General features: G+C 70.0%; 12 protein-coding genes and 1 pseudogene. 10 read left to right on the top strand and 3 right to left on the bottom strand.

Annotation, left to right across the window (positions count from 1 at the left end):
- Positions 1–79: 79 nt before the first annotated feature.
- Both ACWV17_RS06135 and ACWV17_RS06130 read left to right on the top strand, forming a co-directional pair.
- Complete coding sequence (locus tag ACWV17_RS06135; RefSeq protein ID WP_455351947.1) at positions 80–3,301, top strand: BTAD domain-containing putative transcriptional regulator; 3,222 nt, start codon at positions 80–82, stop codon at positions 3,299–3,301.
- Complete coding sequence (locus ACWV17_RS06130) at positions 3,298–4,608, top strand: MFS transporter (RefSeq protein WP_455358801.1); 1,311 nt, start codon at positions 3,298–3,300, stop codon at positions 4,606–4,608. Before ACWV17_RS06135 ends, ACWV17_RS06130 begins: the two co-directional genes overlap by 4 nt.
- Positions 4,609–4,622: 14 nt before the next feature.
- Here ACWV17_RS06130 and ACWV17_RS06125 read toward each other — a convergent pair whose 3' ends face one another.
- A complete protein-coding gene (locus tag ACWV17_RS06125) occupies positions 4,623–4,889 on the bottom strand; it encodes a hypothetical protein (protein ID WP_455358800.1) in 267 nt (88 codons plus the stop codon).
- A gap of 11 nt (positions 4,890–4,900) precedes the next feature.
- Entirely contained in the window at positions 4,901–5,059 is a 159-nt protein-coding gene (locus tag ACWV17_RS06120) for a hypothetical protein (RefSeq protein WP_455358799.1), read from the bottom strand.
- A gap of 32 nt (positions 5,060–5,091) precedes the next feature.
- Between ACWV17_RS06120 and ACWV17_RS06115 the strand changes: the two are divergent.
- From ACWV17_RS06115 to ACWV17_RS06080, 8 genes and pseudogenes are all read left to right on the top strand, one after another.
- Positions 5,092–6,201: pseudogene (locus ACWV17_RS06115) on the top strand (amino acid permease); the annotation flags it as partial.
- Positions 6,202–6,301: 100 nt separating this feature from the next.
- The gene (locus ACWV17_RS06110) at positions 6,302–7,663 is read left to right on the top strand and encodes a TrkH family potassium uptake protein (protein WP_455358798.1); all 1,362 of its coding nucleotides are present in this window, start codon (positions 6,302–6,304) and stop codon (positions 7,661–7,663) included.
- A complete protein-coding gene (locus ACWV17_RS06105; protein ID WP_455351951.1) occupies positions 7,656–8,396 on the top strand; it encodes a potassium channel family protein in 741 nt (246 codons plus the stop codon). Before ACWV17_RS06110 ends, ACWV17_RS06105 begins: the two co-directional genes overlap by 8 nt.
- Before the next feature lie 278 nt (positions 8,397–8,674).
- On the top strand, positions 8,675–8,812 hold the full coding sequence (locus ACWV17_RS06100) for a hypothetical protein (RefSeq protein WP_455351952.1): 138 nt from the start codon (positions 8,675–8,677) through the stop codon (positions 8,810–8,812).
- Complete coding sequence (gene kdpF / locus ACWV17_RS06095; protein ID WP_455351953.1) at positions 8,809–8,898, top strand: K(+)-transporting ATPase subunit F; 90 nt, start codon at positions 8,809–8,811, stop codon at positions 8,896–8,898. Before ACWV17_RS06100 ends, kdpF begins: the two co-directional genes overlap by 4 nt.
- Positions 8,899–8,904: 6 nt before the next feature.
- Positions 8,905–10,569 (top strand): potassium-transporting ATPase subunit KdpA, encoded by a 1,665-nt coding sequence (gene kdpA / locus ACWV17_RS06090; protein ID WP_455358797.1) that lies wholly within the window; start codon positions 8,905–8,907, stop codon positions 10,567–10,569.
- Complete coding sequence (kdpB, locus tag ACWV17_RS06085; RefSeq protein ID WP_455358796.1) at positions 10,566–12,716, top strand: potassium-transporting ATPase subunit KdpB; 2,151 nt, start codon at positions 10,566–10,568, stop codon at positions 12,714–12,716. Before kdpA ends, kdpB begins: the two co-directional genes overlap by 4 nt.
- Positions 12,717–12,721: 5 nt before the next feature.
- Positions 12,722–13,396 carry a potassium-transporting ATPase subunit C gene (locus tag ACWV17_RS06080; protein WP_455358795.1) on the top strand — a complete coding sequence of 225 codons (675 nt, stop codon included), beginning with the start codon at positions 12,722–12,724 and terminating at the stop codon, positions 13,394–13,396.
- Here the strand turns inward: ACWV17_RS06080 and ACWV17_RS06075 are convergent.
- Positions 13,383–14,450, bottom strand: coding sequence for an alpha/beta hydrolase family protein (locus ACWV17_RS06075; protein ID WP_455358794.1), 1,068 nt, complete (start codon positions 14,448–14,450; stop codon positions 13,383–13,385). The genes ACWV17_RS06080 and ACWV17_RS06075 overlap by 14 nt on opposite strands.
- Between the last annotated feature and the right edge of the window lie 56 nt (positions 14,451–14,506).

Here is a 14,506-nt window from a genome sequence, read left to right as displayed (position 1 = left end):
GCATAGCTTTGGGGTACTCGGGACGCTCTCCGCGTGCGTCGCCGGCAAAGAATTGGTAATTGATTCCGGGAAGCTCCGGGTGCTGTTGGCGGCGCTGCTGCTGCGGTCCGGCGAGGTCGTGGACAACGACCGCCTCGCCGACTGGCTGTGGGACGAGCGCAAGCCCTCGAATCCACGCGGAGCACTGCACACGTACGTACGAAGGCTGCGGATGCTGCTCGGCGACGCCGACCTGGTGGAGACGGCGGTCGGCGGCTACCGGATCGACGTGGCCGACGCGGAGCTGGACCTCACGCGGTTCCGCCGCCTGGTCGGGCTCGCGCGGCAGGCCGAGACGCCGGAGGAGCGGGCGCGGCTGCTGGCCGAGGCGCTGAGCGCCTGGAGGGGTGCGCCGCTCGCGGACGTACCGTCGGACTCGTTGCGCCGTGACGAGTCCCTGGCCCTGGAGGATGAGCGGCTCGGCGCGCTGGAGGCGTACTTCGAGACCGAACTCCACCTCGGCAGGCACGGGCAGCTGGTGAAGGACCTGCGCACCGCCGCCCTGGACAACCCCTTACGGGAGAACTTCTGGAGCCTGCTGATGCTGGCTCTGTACCGCTCGGGGCGGCAGGCGGAGGCGCTGGACGTCTACCAGCAGGCCCGCCGCGAACTGGTCGAGCAGCTCGGCGTCGAACCCGGCGAGCGGCTGCGCGCCCTGCACACCGGCATCCTCGAATCCGACCCCGCCCTCGCCGCCCCGAACGGGCCGCGCCCCGGCGTGGGCGAGGCTGTCACGGTGCCCGCGCAACTCCCGCCCCTGACCATGGGATTCGTCGGCAGGGACGACGTCGTCGACCGGGTCGAGACGATGCTTCCGCCGGCGCCGGACCGTACCGGCGTCCCGGTCGTGGTGCTGTCCGGGCCGCCCGGCGTCGGCAAGACGGCGCTCGCGGTGTGGCTCGGCAGCCGGGTGCGGGGCGCGTTCCCGGACGGGCAGTTGTACGTGAACCTGCGCGGCTACGAGCAGGGCGGGGCGCACGCGCCGCTCCCGCCGGACCAGGTGCTCTCACAGTTCCTGCGCAGCCTCGGTGCGCCGGCGGACCAGATCCCGGTCGACCCGGTCGAACAGGCCAACCTCTACCGGTCGAAGCTGACCGGGAAGAGGGTGCTGGTGGTGCTGGACAACGCGTCCAGCGTCGAGCAGGTGCTGCCGCTCATCCCCGGGGACGCAGGATGCTCCGTACTGATCACCAGCAGGCGGCAGTTGCGCTCGCTCGCCGTCACGCACGGCGCCCAGGTGATCAGGGTCGGTACGCTCAGCCCTCGGGAGTCGGCCGAGCTGGTTACCGGCATGATGCGGCAGGCCGCGGTGGCGATCGAGCCGGACGTGGTACGCGAAGTCGTTGCCCTGTGCTCCTGTCTGCCGCTCGCGCTGCGGATCGCCGCGGCCAACCTGATCGGCGCCCCGGGCGGGCAGACCGAGGACTATCTCGAGAGTCTGCGGCGCGGCAACCGCCTCGCCGCCCTGTCCGTCGACGGCGACACCACCTCCGCCGTCTCCACGGCCATCGCCCTGTCGTACGACGCGCTGACCCCGGACGACCGCGCGGTCTTCCGCCTCGCCGGGCTCTTCCCCGGCTCCGACTTCACCCCCGCTGCCGTCTCGGTGCTCGCCGACATCAGCGAGGCGCAGGCACGGACCGGTCTGAGCCGCCTGGAGACGGCGAGCCTGTTGCAGCAACCCGCCCCGGGCCGGTACCAGTTCCACGACCTCCTGCGCGAGTACGCACAGGACCGCGCGCTCGCCGAGCACTCCGCGCGGGAGCGGGCCGAGGCCCTGGAACGGCTCGGCCATTGGTACCTCGCGGGCGCCTGCGCCGCGGCCGATGTCCTCTACTCGGAGTTCGTGCGGCTCGCCCAGCCGGAGAGGCCGAAGGCGACGCTCGACGCGCCGCAGTTCCCGAACGAGAGCCACGCGATGGCCTGGCTGCTGGCCGAGCGGCGCAATCTGATGGCCTGTGTGCGCCACTTCGGCACGCATGGCGCGCATCACCTGTCCTGGCACGTGGCCGACGCGCTGCGCGGCTTCTTCTGGACCGGCAAGTACCGCACCGAATGGCGGGAGACCACCCGAATCGGCCTGTCCGCCGCCGAGACCCACCACGACGAGCGCGGCATCGCGGCCATGCACCGCAGCCTCGCCAACCTCCACAACACGCTTGGCGACTACGAGCGGGCCATCGCGCACCAGGAGAAGAGCCTCGCGCTGCACGACCGGCTCGGCATGGCCGAGGAGGTCGCGGCCACGCTCAACAACATGAGCCTCGCCCACCTCAGCCTGGGCCGCGGAGTGCGGGCCGAGGAGGCCGCACGGCAGGCGCTCGACGTCGCGCACGGCCTCCGGTCACCCCGGCTCGAGGCCACCACCCAGGGCCTGTTGGGGTTCATCCACTGGACGCAGGGCGACATGGCGCGCGCCACCGAATGCCTCACCGCGTCACTGGCCACCGCGGGCGGCCTCGGCCTGCACCACATCAGCTCGTACAGCCTGCGCAACCTGGGCCTGGTGCGGCAGGCCACCGGAGAGCTGGCGGAGGCGAGGTCCTGTTTCACCCGGGCGCTGAAGGTGTCAGAGTCCATCGATTCCTCGTACGACAGGAGCATCTCGCTGTACGGGCTTGCCCTCGTCGACCTGGACATCGGCCGGCACGAGACCGCGCTCGACTCGGCGCAGCGGGCGCTGAACTCCTTCCAGGAGTGCGGCGACCGCACCTACGAGGTGGAGACCCTGTGCCTGTTGTCGGCCATCAGCGCGGGCCTCGACTCGCTGCCGGGGTCGGCCCGTTACGCGGCCACCGCGCTCGACGGGGCCCGGCAGATCGGCTACGTCGACGGCGAGGCGTACGCGCTGGCCCGCATGGCCGTCACCGACGGCCTGCTGGGCCGTGAGGACGCCGCCGGGCACGCCGAGGCGGCCCGCTCCCTCGCCGAGGGGAGCGTGAACCACATCGCCCGCAGCAAGGTCCTGCTGGAACTGGCCCCGCTCTACCTGAGGCTGGGCGACCCGCACCGCGCCGAGGAGTGCGCACAGCTGGCGCTCGCCCTGTCGCAGCCGACCGCGCAGCGTCTGAACATCGCGAGGGCCCAGCACGTCCTGGGTTCCGTCGCCGCGTTCGACGCCGACCTCCCGCGGGCGCGGGACTACTGGACCCAGGCCCTGGAAGCGTTCACCGAGATCGGCGTCGCCGAGGCCGACGACATACGCGCACGGCTCGGCACCACACCCGCCACACGCTCACGGCACGAGAGGACGGCATCGTGAACACCCTTGCCGCGGAGGCGCGTCGCGTACCCGTGAGGCGGGACCGGCTGCGGCCGGTGGTGATCGCCTCCATCGGCAACGCCATGGAGTGGTTCGACTGGGCCACGTTCGTGACGTTCGCCGCGCTGCTCGGCCCGCACCTCCATCCGTCGGGCGATGCCACCACGAACGTCCTGCAGACCCTGTCGGTGTTCGCCGTCGGGTTCCTGTTCCGGCCGCTCGGCGGGGCGCTGATCGGCGCGTACTGCGACCGCAACGGCCGGAGCGCCGCGCTGCGGCTGTCCATGCTGATGATGGCGGGCGGCAGCCTCCTGATCGCGCTCGCCCCGCCCTACCGGACGGTCGGCGTACTGGCCCCGGTGCTGCTGGTGGTGGCCAGGGCGCTGCAGGGGCTGTCCGCGGGCGGCGAGGGCGCGGCGATGAGCACGTACGTGAACGAGATCGCGCCGGGCGGGCGCCGCGGCCTGTACTCCAGCGCCGTCTACATCAGCACCACCCTCGGCACGCTCGCGGCCACGCTGCTCGCGCTGCTGCTGCACCACACGCTCACCCCCGCCCAACTGGGAAGCTGGGGCTGGCGGGTGCCCTTTGCGCTCGGCGCGCTGCTCGCCGTGTACAGCTGGTACCTGCGCGGCCGGATGCGCGAGACACCCGTCTTCGACGCGGCATCGGAGCGGCCCCGCAACCCGGCGAGGCAGGTGCTGCGTACGCACCCGCGCGCTGCCATCCGCGTGGTCGGCTTCACGCTGGGCGCGACCGTCGTCTACTACACCTTCGCCTCGTACCTGCCGCTGTACGCCCAACTCCGGTACGGCGTACCGGCGAACACCGCGCTGTGGGCCGCCGTCGTCGCGCAGGTGGTGTTCATGGCCGTGCTCCCGCTGTTCGGCATGGCAGCCGACCGGTTCGGGCGCCGTCCACTGCTGCTGGTGTTCGGCGGTGGGTTCGCCTGTCTGTCGCCGTTGCTCTTCGGGCTGCTGTCGGACTCGGCGGTGCGGCTGGGCGTGGTGATGACGGTGGCGCTGCTGCTGTTCGGCTGCTACGCGGCGGCCGCGCCGTCGGCGACGCTGGAGATGTTCCCGACGTCGGTGCGGTCGAGCGGCGTCGGCCTGCCGTACGCGCTGACGGTGGCCCTGTTCGGCGGTACGGCGCCATACCTGATCGAGTACCTCGCCGCGCACGGCCACGCCTCCTGGTACCAGTGGTACGTCGTGGTGCTCTGCCTGATCAGCACTGTCTCGTTCTTCCGGTACCGGGAGACGAAGGACGTGGACCTGGCGGCCGTCGGCCGATCACCAGCCGCTTGAGTAGGGCGCTCTCTCTAGTCCAGGCCGGAGACCTTGAAGACCGACTGGGCGGTATCGCCGTCGATCCTCCGTGACAGCTGCTTCAGTGCGATCGCCCCGCACAGCAGCGTCCCTCGGCCCAGGGAGGCACGGGCACCCTCGTCCAGCAGACGCCACAGCTGCGGATTGGCGATGAGCACCCGCGGGTCCAGTTCGACCCGTCCGCCGTTCAGATCGCGCAGGATCAGGCGCTGCGCGACGCCGTCGGACCAGCGGACGGCCACCAACTGATCGGTCCTCACGCATCGCTCCCTCACGAGGCTGCTGAGGCGAGCCAGCCCTCGCCGGCCGTCACTCGCGGCGGCAGCAGCACCACGAACAGCAGGACGGCAAGCCCGGTCCACAGGACGGCGCGCGGGACGGTGATGCCGCCGGAAGCGCCGTCGGTCAGCAGCAGCAGCGCGAGGAGCACTGCGGCGCAGCCGATCGCGGCCCCTTCCGCGCCCCGGCCGCCGCCGCGCCCAGCATGCCGAGGTCGCGCTCGGCGTGCTGCTCGGTGTGATGCTGATCGGCCTGTCCGTCCTGATCTCCCGCTTCGGGCTCCAGCCGGTCGAGGGCGTCACCGTGCTGGCGTAGCTCGCCGACGCGTCCTTCGGCCACAATCTCGCCTTCTACGTGATCCAGTTCGCCACGACGGTGCTGCTGGCCCTGTCGGCGAACACGTCGTTCGGCGGGCTGCCGGTCCTGCTCAGGCTGCTGGCCCGCGACAACTACCTGCCGCACGTCTTCGGGCTGAAGGCCGACCGCCAGGTCCACCGGCACGGTGTCCTCACCCTCGCCACCGTCTCCGCCGCGCTGCTGCCCTTCTCCGCCGGTGACACCAACACCCTCGTGCCGCTCTTCGCCATCGGCGTCTTCGTCGGCTTCACCATCGCCCAGACCGGAATGGTCCTCCACTGGCTCGCTGTCCGCGGCCACTCGTGGGGCGGCAAGGCGGTGCTCAACGGACTGGGCGCGCTGCTCACGGGTGTCAGCGCGGTCGTCGTCACCGCCACCAAGTTCCACGACGGCGCCTGGCTGATCGTCGTCGCCCTGCCGTTGCTGGTCTCCGGGTTCGAGTGCGTCCACCGTACGTACGGCCGGATCGGTGAGCGCCTCGGTGTCGGCTGCATCCCGGAATCCCCGCACTGCGAACGTTCGTTGGTCCTGGTCCCGGTCTCCTCCCTGACCCGGCTCACCAGTGAGGCCCTGACCGCCGCGGTGTCTCTCGGCGACGAGGTGCGCGCGGTGACCGTGTGCCACTCCGACCCCGAGGACCGGGCGCAGACCGAAGCGCTGGAGCGGGACTGGGACCTGTGGAACCCCGGGGTCCCGCTCGTCCGCGTCCCGTCGGACCGGCGCGCCATCGGCCGCCCACTGGCGGCATACGTCCGGGAGCTGGCCGCCGCCGATCCGGGCACCAGGATCACCGTGCTCATCCCCGAGGTCGAGCCGGCCCGGCTGTGGCAGCGGGTGCTGCAGAACCAGCGTGGCGCAGTCGTCGCGCACGCCGTCCGCCGCGACACCGACGCGGTGATCTGCCGGCTGCGCTGCCGGCTGCGCTGCCGGCTGTAGAGCGCCCGGACCGCACAGGCGTCCCGTACGACGCGGTACACACCTTTCGTCACGGATTGCCTCTATTTTGGTGGCGGTGTCGGCAACGAAGGGACACGGCATGGACCGCACGCGATGGGCAGCGCTGCTCGCCCATCCGTCGCGGGTGGTGGTCGGTGCCTTCGCCGTGGCCATCGCGTTCGGCACCGTGCTGCTCGTCCTCCCCGTGTCGGCGGAGAACGGGCGGGCGACGAGCGTGGTGACCGCCGTGTTCACCGCGACCGGCGCGATGTCCGGAGGGCTCTCCGTCGTCGACACCGGCAGTCACTGGAGCACGTTCGGCGAGGTCGTGGTCCTGGGCCTGATCCAGTTCGGCGGCTTCGGCATCATGACGTTCGCCTCACTCCTCGGGCTGCTGGTCTCGGGCCGGCTCCGGCTGGGTCTGCAGCTGACCGCTCAGGCCGAGACGCAGAGCCTGGGGATCGGGGAGGTCCGCAGGGTCCTGCTCGGCGTCGCCAGGATCACCCTGGTCGTGGAACTGGCCGTCGGCGCATGGCTCATGCTCCGCTTCCGCTTCGGCCACGGGCAGCCGATCGGGGAGGCGGTGTACTACGGGGTGTTCCACTCGGTCTCGGCGTTCAACAACGCCGGCTTCGGGCTGCGCCCCGACAATCTCGTCGGCTACGCCTCCGACATCTGGGTCATGCTGCCGATCGCCATGGCCTGCATCCTCGGCAGTATCGGCTTCCCCGTGCTGATGGAACTGTTGCGCAGCAGCCGCTCGGGCGCGTTCGCACGGTCCGCCCGCCGCTGGTCGCTGCACACCAGGCTCACCCTCCTCACCACCGCTGTCCTGCTCGCCGTGGGAAGTGTGTTCACCTGGCTGCTGGAGTGGACCAACCCGGGGACCCTCGGACCGCTCACCTGGCCGGACAAGCTCACCAACGGCTTCTTCAACGCCGTCACTTCCCGGACCGCCGGCTTCAACAGCGTTGCCGTCGGGGAGATGGAGCCCGCGACTCTGCTCGGCACCACCGTGCTCATGTTCATCGGCGGCGGCAGTGCGGGCACCGCGGGGGGAATCAAGGTCACCACGTTCGCCGTGCTGGCCGTGGCGATTCTCGCCGAGGCGCGCGGCGACACCGGCGTGGAGGTGATGGGCCGCCGCGTCGCGCCCTCCGTACTGCGCCAGGCACTGACCGTCGCGCTGCTGGGTGTGGGTGCGGTCATGCTCGCCACCATCCTTCTGCTGACGATCAGTGACGAGCCGCTCGAGGCGGTCCTCTTCGAGGCCACCTCGGCGTTCGGAACCTGTGGGCTGACCACGGGCATCACCGGTGATCTGCCGGTGGCCGGGCAGCTCATCCTGGTCGCCCTGATGTTCATCGGCCGGATCGGCCCGATCACCCTGGCCTCCGCGCTCGCGCTGCGCGAACGCGGCCGCCGCTACCAGCTGCCCGAGGAGCGACCCGTCATTGGCTAGCTACGTGCACCGACTGCGCCGCAGCACGCGTCGCACCCGCCGTCTCTCTCACCGGAACGATGCCGCCGGCGCTGCGGGCGCACTCGACTCCCGGGTCGCGGTGATCGGGCTGGGGCGCTTCGGATTCTCCCTCGGCGCCGAGCTGATGCGTCGCGGCTGGGACGTCCTGGGCGTGGACTCCGATGCCACCCTGGTGCAGCGCTTGCGCGACGAACTGACGCACACGGCCGCCGCGGACTGCACCGACCCCGAGGCTCTGGCGCAACTCGGAGTGGGGGAGTTTCCCAGAGCCGTGGTGGGCATCGGTGACGCTCTCGAGGCAAGCATCCTGGTCACCTCCAACCTCGCCGACGCGGGCGTTCCGCGCATCTGGGCCAAGGCGGTCAGCCGCCAGCACGGCAGGATTCTGGAGCGTGTCGGCGCGCACCATGTGGTGCTGCCCGAGCACGACATGGGTGAGCGGGTGGCCCACCTCGTCACCGGGCGCATGCTCGACTTCATCGAGTTCGACGACGACTACGCCCTGGCCAAGACGGTCGCGCCTGCTTCCGCCACTGGGCGTTCGCTCGGCGAGCTCGGGGTCCGCGCGAGGTACGGGATCACGGTGGTCGGTATCAAGCGCACCGGCGAGGGCTTCACGTACGCCACCGCCGAGACGGTCGTACGGACCGGGGACATCATCATCGTCACCGGGCGGACCCAGGCCGTGGAGACCTTCGCCGAACTGGTGTGATGCCCGGCCGGGGCTCATGCGGAGATTCTCGCTCCGGTCATGCTCCGCGAGGCGGGCTTTCCGGTGACGTGGTGGACGTACTCATGCTCCAGCCGGAATCCGGCGGTCCAGGCCAGCAGCCGGCTGGGGCGGTTGTCACGGGAACAGGACGAGCTCGCGGTCCGGCCACGAGCGGCGATGTTCCTCCTCGCAGGTCGGAGGGGTGGGCGTTAGGGAGTCGTCAGGGGCAGGTCCCCGGCCGTAAGAGCCCCGTCAACGGCGCGCATGCCGGCTCAGGGATGGGCTTTCCTCGAGAGGTCCGAACATTTCCGAACCTCTTTCAGGAGCTCACGATGGCCGACGTGGCCTTCGTCGTCACCACTCTCGCGGTCTTCGCGCTGGTGGCGTTCATCGCCAGGGGGGTGGCGAAGCTGTGACTGCCGAGAACATCGTCGGCCTGATCGTGGCCGCCGCCCTGCTGGGTTACCTCGTCCTCGCCCTTGTGTACCCGGAGAGGTTCTGAGCCCTGATGACCCCGTTCCTCGCGGGGGTGCTCCAGCTGCTCGCGCTCCTCGCTGCGCTCGCTCTGGCATACCGTCCGCTCGGCGACTACATGGCCCGGGTCTACTCCTCGACCAGGCATCTGCGCGTGGAGAAGTGGATCTACCGGGCCGTCGGCGCCAACCCCCACGCCGAGATGCGCTGGCCCGCCTATCTGCGCGGCGTGCTCGCCTTCTCCGCGGTGAGCGTCCTCTTCCTCTACCTTCTGCAGCGGATCCAGGGCAGCCTTCCCGGCTCGCTCGGCTTCTCCTCCATCGACCCGGACCAGGCGTTCAACACCGCCGCGTCCTTCGTGTCGAACACCAACTGGCAGTCGTGCTACGGCGAGCAGGCCATGGGCCACGTCGTGCAGACCGGCGGCCTCGCGGTGCAGAACTTCGTCTCGGCCGCCGTCGGCATGGCCGTCGCGGTCGCGCTCGTACGGGGCTTCGCGCGGTCCCACACCGGTGAGCTCGGCAACTTCTGGGCCGATCTGGTCCGCGGTGTCGTCCGCATCCTGATCCCCATCTCGGTGATCGGCGCGATCATCCTGGTCGCGGCCGGCGCCATCCAGAACTTCTCCGGCATCCACTCGGTCGGCCAGTTCATGGGCGGCAGTCAGCAGTGGAACGGCGGGGCCGTCGCCTCGCAGGAGGTCATCAAGGAGCTGGGCACCAACGGTGGCGGTTACTTCAACGCCAACTCGGCCCACCCCTTCGAGAACCCGAATCCGTTCTCGAACCTCTTCGAGATCTTCCTGATCCTGCTGATCCCGTTCGCGCTGACCCGCACCTTCGGCAAGATGGTCGGCTCCATCAAGCAGGGGTACGCGATCCTCGGCACGATGGCCACGATCTGGCTCGGCTTCACCGCGCTGATGATGTGGACCGAGTTCCACCACGGCGGCCCGGCGTTCGACATCGCTGGCGGCGCCATGGAGGGCAAGGAGACCCGCTTCGGGATCGGCGGCTCGTCGATCTTCGCGGTGGCCACCACGCTCACCTCGACCGGCGCGGTCAACTCCTTCCACTCCTCCTACACCGGCTTCGGCGGCGGTATCACCATGCTGGGCATGCAGCTCGGCGAGATCGCGCCCGGCGGGGTTGGTTCCGGCCTCTACGGCATGCTGATCATGGCGATCATCGCGGTGTTCATCGCGGGCCTGATGGTCGGCCGTACGCCCGAGTACCTCGGCAAGAAGATCGGCACCCGTGAGATCAAGCTGGCGGCCTGCTACATCCTGATCACCCCGGCGCTGGTGCTCGGCTTCACCGCCGCGGCGATGGCGCTGGACACCCCGGCCGATTCGATGACCAACTCCGGTGCGCACGGCTTCTCCGAGATCCTCTACGCGTACACCTCGGGCGCCAACAACAACGGCTCCGCCTTCGCCGGTCTGAACGCCGACACCCAGTGGTTCAACAGCACCATCGGTATCGCGATGCTGCTGGGCCGGTTCCTGCCGATGGTGTTCGTCCTGGCGCTGGCCGGTTCGCTCGCCGAGCAGAAGCCGGTGCCGGAGACCGCGGGCACCCTCCGTACCGAGAAGCCGCTCTTCACCGGGCTGCTGGTCGGCACGATCATGATCATTACCGGTCTGACCTACTTCCCGGCGCTGGCGCTGGGTCCGCTCGCCGAGGGGCTGGCGGCATGACCACCGACATCAAGAAGCATGAGGAGCCCGGCTCCATGTCCACTGTCACTCCGACCCGGGCGCCGCACTCGGACGTGCCGACCGGTCACACGACGGAGCACGGGCGGGTCGGCGGGGGGCTGTTCGACCCCAAGCAGCTGATCAAGTCCTTCCCGGACGCCATTCGCAAGCTCGACCCGCGGGTGATGATCAAGTCGCCCGTGATGTTCGTGGTGCTCATAGGCTCGGTGGTCACCACCGTGCTGGCACTGAAGGACCCCGGTGACTGGTTCGGCTGGGCGATCACGGCCTGGCTGTGGCTGACCACCATCTTCGCCAACCTGGCGGAGGCGGTGGCCGAGGGCCGCGGCAAGGCGCAGGCCGACACCCTGCGCAAGGCGAAGACCGACACCGTCGCGCGCCGGCTCAACGGCAAGATCGAGGAGCGGGTGCCCGGCACCGATCTGCGTATCGGCGACCTGGTGGTCTGCGAGGCCGGCGACATCATCCCGGGCGATGGTGACGTCGTGGAGGGTGTCGCGTCGGTCGACGAGTCGGCCATCACCGGGGAGTCGGCGCCGGTCATCCGCGAGTCCGGCGGCGACCGCAGCGCGGTCACGGGCGGTACGAAGGTGCTCTCCGACCGCATCGTCATCAAGATCACGACGAAGCCGGGGGAGACCTTCATCGACCGGATGATCAGCCTGGTCGAGGGGGCCGCCCGGCAGAAGACCCCGAACGAGATCGCGCTGAACATCCTGCTGGCCTCGTTGACGATCGTCTTCCTGCTCGCGGTCGTCACCCTGCAGCCGTTCGCCGTCTACGCCGGCGCGAAGCAGTCGCTGATCGTGCTGACCGCCCTGCTGGTCTGCCTGATCCCGACGACGATCGGCGCGCTCCTCTCCGCTATCGGCATCGCGGGCATGGACCGGCTCGTGCAGCGCAACGTGCTGGCCATGTCGGGCCGCGCGGTCGAGGCCGCCGGCGACGTCTCCACCCTGCTGCTCGACAAGACCGGCACGATTACCCTCGGCAACCGGCAGGCCGCCGAGTTCGTCCCGGTCAAGGGCGTCACGGCGGCCGAACTGGCCGACGCCGCCCAGCTCTCCTCGCTGGCCGACGAGACTCCCGAGGGCCGCTCGATCGTCGTACTCGCCAAGAGCAGGTACGGACTGCGCGAGCGCCACCAGGGCGAGCTGGCCGGAGCCGAGTGGGTGGCCTTCACCGCCCAGACCCGCATGTCCGGTGTCGACCTCTCCGAGAACGGTGCGGCCCGCAAGGTCCGCAAGGGCGCGACCGGCTCGGTGATCGCCTGGGTCGAGGAGCGCGGCGGCAACATCGTCGAGGACGCCGACGAGATCGCACACAAGATCTCCGAAGCCGGCGGGACACCTCTGCTCGTCGCCGTCGAGGACGACAAGGGCGCCCGCGTGCTGGGTGTCATCCACCTCAAGGACGTCGTCAAGGCCGGCATGCGGGAGCGGTTCGACGAACTGCGCCGCATGGGCATCAAGACCGTCATGATCACGGGCGACAACCCGCTGACCGCCAAGGCCATCGCGGAGGAGGCCGGCGTCGACGACTTCCTCGCCGAGGCCACCCCCGAGGACAAGATGGCGCTGATCAGGCGCGAACAGGCCGGCGGCAAGCTCGTCGCGATGACCGGCGACGGCACGAACGACGCTCCCGCGCTGGCTCAGGCGGACGTCGGCGTGGCCATGAACACCGGCACCTCGGCCGCCAAGGAGGCCGGGAACATGGTCGACCTGGACTCCAACCCGACCAAGCTCATCGAGATCGTCGAGATCGGCAAGCAGCTCCTGATCACCCGGGGAGCGCTGACGGCCTTCTCGATCGCCAACGACGTGGCGAAGTACTTCGCGATCATCCCGGCGATGTTCGCGGTGGTCCACCCGGGCCTGGACAAGCTCAACATCATGAACCTGTCCTCCCCGGAGTCGGCGATCCTGTCGGCCGTCATCTTCAACGCGCTGATCATCATCGCGCTGGTGCCGCTGGCGCTGAAGGGCGTGCGGTACCGGCCGACCAGCGCGGACAAGATGCTCCGCCGCAACCTCGGGATCTACGGCCTCGGCGGCCTGATCGCACCGTTCATCGGCATCAAGCTCATCGACCTGCTCATCTCCCTCATCCCTGGCATCGGGTGACGACCATGAACAACTCTCTCGGCAGCACCGCACGGCTGATCGGGGCAGGGCTGCGCGCCCTCCTGGTCCTGACCGTCATCTGTGGCGTCATCTACCCGCTCGCCGTCACCGGCGTTGCGCAGGCCCTCTTCCCCGACAAGGCCAACGGCTCCGAGATCAGGTCCGGCGGCAGGGTGGTCGGTTCAGAGCTGATCGGCCAGACGTACAACCTGCCGATGAACAACCCCGACGACGCCGAGGAGCCCGCGCGCCCGGACCTGAAGTGGTTCCAGCCGCGTCCGTCCAACGGCCTGGGCTCCAACAGCGTCAACACGCGGTACTCGCTGATCCTGTCCGGCGCGACCAACCGGTCCGGCGACAACGAGGATCTGATCCAGTGGGTCACCGACGCCAAGGCCGCCGTAATCAAGGACAACTCCACGGCCACGTACGAGGTGAAGCCCTCGGACGTGCCGGCCGACGCCGTCACCTCCTCCGGCTCCGGCCTGGACCCGCACATCTCCCCGGAGTACGCGAAGCTCCAGGTGCACCGGGTCGCCGAGCGGAACCACCTCGACGTCAAGCAGGTCGAGCAGCTCGTCGCGGACCACACCGACGGCCGGACCCTCGGCTTCATCGGTGAGCCCCGGGTGAACGTCCTCCAGCTCAACATCGCACTCAGGGAACTCATCGCGAAGTGACCGTGCTGTGGGCCGCGAGATCCCGCAGGAACTGCTGCTGGTCGTCGAGGAATCCGTCCGCGAAGAGCGAGCGGGGGGAGAAGATGGCGGTGAGTGTGGTCCTGAGGTCCGACCGCTCGATGGACTGCTTGAGCAGTGAGTGGGTCGCGTCCGGGTAGTGCTTGACCATCAGCGCGCCGCCTTCGGCCACCACCTTGCGGTAGACGCGCTCGGTGTCGGCGGTGTCCACGTTGATGTCGTGGCCCGCGAGGGTCAGCAGCACCGGTATGCCGCGCAGGGCGCGGAGGTCTTGCGTCGCGTCCGCGGTGTGGTTCTTGGAGACGAAGCCCCAGCGGCCGGCGGTCATGCCGTCCGCGTCGCCGCCCATCGCCCTGACGTACTCCTCGAAGGTCGCGTGGCGTTCCAGCAGTCGGCGGGTGGTGTCGCTCTTCGCGACTGCCGCCTCGGTGCGGGCCTTTGACGCACCGTCGGCGCGCAGTTCGGCGCCGAGGTTGTAGCGGCCCTGCCGGCGCCAGTTGATCGCGGGCGAGACGGCGAGGACGAAGCTCACGGGCGTCCTGGCGGCGACCTTCGGCAGGACCCAGCCCGCCTGGCTGGCGCCCCAGAGCCCGATCCGGTCGCCGTCGATGTCCGGGCGGGCGCGGGCCCAGGCGATGGCGGCGGCTGCCTCGTTGGCCCGGTCGTCCATGGACTGGTCGAGCCAGTTGCCGGGTGCGCCCGCGATGCCGGGCTTGTTCCAGGAGAGGGTCGCGTACCCGGCCTTGGCGTTCGCCTCCCACATGGGCTTGTAGCCGTCCTCGTGGGTGGCGTCGATGGGGCCGTCGCCGTGGACGTACACGACCAGGCCGTGGCGCTTGCGGCCGTCCCTGGGGGTGGCCAGTACGCCGTTGAGGGTGTGGCCGCCGTGGCGGATCGAGACGCGCTGCTCGTCCATGTCGTAGGAGTGGTTCCACAGGACCACACCGCCAAGACCGGCGGCGGCGACCAGGACGGTGACGAGTGACCACACGACGATGCGGAGCCCGCACCGTCGGGGCCGGATCTCTGGGCGCATGGGGTCTGACCACCTCGGTTCAGGTCTGCGCGGGATCAAAACTATCGTTGCATCCA

It is taken from the genome of Streptomyces mabaensis, assembly GCF_053763515.1.
Note: the sequence above shows the minus strand (reverse complement) of the source record. Positions and strands in the feature narration are given on the sequence as shown.

Coding starts and splice junctions, on each gene's coding strand:
- ACWV17_RS06075 (WP_455358794.1), bottom strand. CDS start 14,450: ATGCGCCCAGAGATCCGGCCCCGACGGTGCGGGCTCCGCATCGTCGTG.
- ACWV17_RS06110 (WP_455358798.1), top strand. CDS start 6,302: ATGGACCGCACGCGATGGGCAGCGCTGCTCGCCCATCCGTCGCGGGTG.
- ACWV17_RS06100 (WP_455351952.1), top strand. CDS start 8,675: ATGGGCTTTCCTCGAGAGGTCCGAACATTTCCGAACCTCTTTCAGGAG.
- kdpA (WP_455358797.1), top strand. CDS start 8,905: ATGACCCCGTTCCTCGCGGGGGTGCTCCAGCTGCTCGCGCTCCTCGCT.
- kdpB (WP_455358796.1), top strand. CDS start 10,566: ATGACCACCGACATCAAGAAGCATGAGGAGCCCGGCTCCATGTCCACT.
- ACWV17_RS06080 (WP_455358795.1), top strand. CDS start 12,722: ATGAACAACTCTCTCGGCAGCACCGCACGGCTGATCGGGGCAGGGCTG.